Origin of the sequence: Billgrantia lactosivorans, assembly GCF_003254665.1 — a bacterium.
GTDB lineage: Bacteria > Pseudomonadota > Gammaproteobacteria > Pseudomonadales > Halomonadaceae > Halomonas > Halomonas lactosivorans.
Genome location: NZ_QHGY01000001.1, coordinates 72,718 through 75,940 on the forward strand (window position 1 = coordinate 72,718; position 3,223 = coordinate 75,940).

Below are 3,223 nucleotides of genomic sequence, written 5' to 3' on the forward strand. Positions count from 1 at the left end.
TACGCAGCAGGAGCAATACAACAATGAAGGTACTCGGTACCCTTTCCCTTCGGCGTGCGGCTGTAGCGTTGGGCCTGGGGCTGTTGTCGCCCGTGGCGCTGGGCAGCAGCCTGCTACAGCTGCACGAGCTGGCCGTGGACAACGACCCGCAGTTCCAGGCGGATTTCCATGGCAAGCAGGCCACCGATGAACGTTACTATCAGGCCCGCTCGGCGCTGCTGCCCCAGGTGAACCTCAACGCCTCTCGCAGCGAAATCAGCCAGGACATCATCAGCTCCGACAACGAAGTCTTCGGCAGCGGCAGCACCTCCTACCCCACTACCGTCTACGGTCTTTCCATCGACCAGTCGATCTACGACTACTCGCGCTGGGCGGCCTTCGGCCAGGCAAAGCGAGAGATACAGCAGGCGGCCTCCGAATTGGAAGCGGCACGCCAGGATCTTTTCCTGCGCGTAGCCGAGCGCTACTTCGCGGCGCTGGCGCTGCACGAGAACCTCAGCTTCCTGCGTGCCGAGAAGGAGCAGGTCGGCACCAACCTGGAGCAGGTCCGGGCTCGCCACGAGGACGGCCTGGCCCGCGAGATCGACCTGCTCGACGCCGAGGCACGCTACCTGCAGGTGGAGGCCCGCGAGCTCGACGTGGTGAACCGCCTGCGTGATGCGCTCAACGCCCTGGAGGAAGTGACCGGCGTGGCGCCCAATAGCCTGCGGCTGGTCAACGACGACCTGCAATTGCAGCGGCCTCAGCCGGATTCACCGGAGGCATGGACCGAGCTGGCCGTGCAGCGTAATCCGCGCCTGCAGGCCGCCCAGATGGCGGTGGACGTGGCCATGCAGGGCGTCAAGGTGCGACGCGGCGGGCATTTTCCCACCCTCGACCTGAGCCTGAATCACGAGACCGATAACACCGAGGGCTCGCTGTTCGGCGGCGGCAGCGAGGTCGAGACCCAGACCATTCGTTTCGGGCTGAACATACCCGTCTATAGCGGTGGCATGGTCGCCTCCCAGGTCCGCGAGGGCGAGCAGCAGATCGAGGCCGGTCGGGCGCGGCAGGAGCAGGTGCACCGGGAGTTGGAGCGCAACGTGCGCGCCGGTTACCAGGGCATCGTTACCGCCATGGCGCGCGAGCGGGCGCTGCGCGAGTCGTTGCGTGCCAACGAGCGCATCGCCGAAACCCGCCAGGTGGGCTATGAGTCCGGCGTGATACCGCTGCTCGACCTGCTCGATGCCGAGCGTGAGCTTTTCTTCGCCCGCAGTGAGCTGGCCAGTGCCCGTTACGACTATCTGGTCAGCGTGCTTCGCCTGAAGCATGCGGCGGGGGTGATCAACGTCGAGGATCTCGCCGAGATCGATGCCCTGATGAGCGAGCAGGTCGATGTCGTTGCCGTCAACCGCCTCTGAGCAGCGCCGGGAGGCGTCGTCCGACGCACCCGAGCGGATGCAGCGTTTATTCGCCGGGCTCGGGGTGGCGTTCGGCCTGGAGCGCTCGGTCAAGTGTGGCCCGGGGCGCTGGTCGACCCGGCGCCGCCTCTACAGTGCCGCCGTCGAGGCCTGCGGGGTCGAACGGCTGGCACGCGAGCTGCCGGCCCTGCTGGTGGAACTGGGCATGGACGATGCGAGCCGCGAGGCATTCCTTGCCGCTTTGCAGGCGCCGAGACAGCCGCACTTCCTGCACCTGGGAGTCGAGGAGTCGCGTTGCAAGGTGTACTGGGAAGCGCCGCTACCCCGTGAGCTAGGGCCGGGCGAGCGCTTCGTGCTCTATCGCGCCTGGAAGTGGCAGCCCGGCGAGACGGCGGCGCTCTCCGACTACGTGCTGGTGCCCACCGCGGGCGAGGCCAGGGCGGCATACCGCCGGCAGTGCGAAGGCATGCCGATGGCGTTGGTCGATCTGCTCGAGCAGCTCGAGGTCAGCTTCGCCCTGGCCCAGACCCCCTGGCCGCCGCTGACGGTGCGTATCGAGGAAAGCCGGCGGGGCCGGGCGACGCCCCGGGCCTCGCTGAACCTGCACCTGCATCAGGCGCGGCTGCCGCTGGGCGGCGTGGCCGGACTGATGATGGGGCTGGCGCGGGAGTGGGACAGCGCACCCCGCCAGGCACTGGTGGCGTGGATCGCGGCGCATGGAAACGAGTTTCTGGGCAACCTGTCGTTCGGCCTGGGCCACGATGACGAGCCGTTTCTGACCTGCTACCACGGGGCACGGGTGGTCGAGAAGTGAGCCGAGAGCAGGCGGTATAGAAGAATGGGCCGGACGCTGGCAGTCGTGTCGACCCCAGCGGCGGTAATGCAGACAACCGGAACAATAAGGAGCCAACCCTTGGCTACGCAACTGCTTATCTATCGTAACGTACAGCCGATTACCCGCGACAAGCACGGTGAGCTGTCGCTCAAGGTCGGCAAGGATTTCGGCTTTGCCGGCCAGGTCAACTCGGTGCCGTTGATGGCGGCCGAGTTCCCGGCGGCGGCCAGCGACCTGCCGATCGTCTTCACCGATGCCGAAGGCAGCGTGCTGCCGGTAGCGGTACTGGGGGTGGATCAGGACGCCAACCTGATGGTGGACGGCGAGGGCCAGTGGCGCGGCGAATACGTGCCGGCCTTCCTGCGCCGCTACCCCTTCGTGTTTGCCGCCAGTGAAGACGGCAAGACCTTCACCCTGTGCATCGACGAGGAGTACGAGGGGCTCAATACCGAAGGCCGCGGCGAGCGCTTCTTCGACAGCGAGGGCGAGCAGACCCAGTACATGGGCAAGGTGCTCGACTTTCTGCAGGACTATCAGGCGCACTTCCAGCGTACCCGCGCGTTCTGTGCCCGGCTGGCGGAACTCGATCTGCTCGAGGCGGTGGAAGCGCAAATCAGTCTTCCCGAAGGCGGCAAGCGCACCCTGACCGGCTTCAAGGCAGTGAACCGGCAGAAGCTAAAGGCGCTGCCCGAGGACACGTTGAAGGCCATGCTCGCCACCGATGAGCTGGAGCTGCTTCATGTGCACTTGCAGTCGATGCGCAACTTCAACCGCCTGAGCCGCCTGGCCCGCGGCGGTTCTCGCGTGGGTGCGCTGACCAAGGGCGACCCCGCCGAGGAGGCGGTGAGCCAAGGCGATGACGAAAAGCCGGTGCACTGAAGGACCCGATTCCTGACGCCCTGGGTGGCTCGTGTGTGATGCGCGAGCCGCTTCCCCTCCAGCGCGTTGCGTAGCACATGTGGCAAGAAGAAAAACAGGAGCCCTCCCA

General features: G+C 66.3%; 3 protein-coding genes. All 3 read left to right on the forward strand.

What is annotated here, in order from left to right:
- Nucleotides 1-23: 23 nt before the first annotated feature.
- Nucleotides 24-1,400: a TolC family outer membrane protein gene (locus DIS04_RS00315; RefSeq protein WP_111411733.1), complete on the forward strand. Its 1,377-nt coding sequence runs from the start codon at nt 24-26 to the stop codon at nt 1,398-1,400.
- Nucleotides 1,375-2,214 carry a hypothetical protein gene (locus tag DIS04_RS00320; RefSeq protein WP_162622991.1) on the forward strand — a complete coding sequence of 280 codons (840 nt, stop codon included), beginning with the start codon at nt 1,375-1,377 and terminating at the stop codon, nt 2,212-2,214. Before DIS04_RS00315 ends, DIS04_RS00320 begins: the two co-directional genes overlap by 26 nt.
- 99 nt (nt 2,215-2,313) lie before the next feature.
- On the forward strand, nt 2,314-3,114 hold the full coding sequence (locus DIS04_RS00325) for a SapC family protein (RefSeq protein ID WP_245904442.1): 801 nt from the start codon (nt 2,314-2,316) through the stop codon (nt 3,112-3,114).
- Nucleotides 3,115-3,223: the final 109 nt, after the last annotated feature.

What these genes read in the sequence shown, in the direction of transcription:
- DIS04_RS00315 (WP_111411733.1), top strand. Translation starts at nt 24, where the DNA reads ATGAAGGTACTCGGTACCCTTTCCCTTCGGCGTGCGGCTGTAGCGTTG.
- DIS04_RS00320 (WP_162622991.1), top strand. Translation starts at nt 1,375, where the DNA reads ATGTCGTTGCCGTCAACCGCCTCTGAGCAGCGCCGGGAGGCGTCGTCC.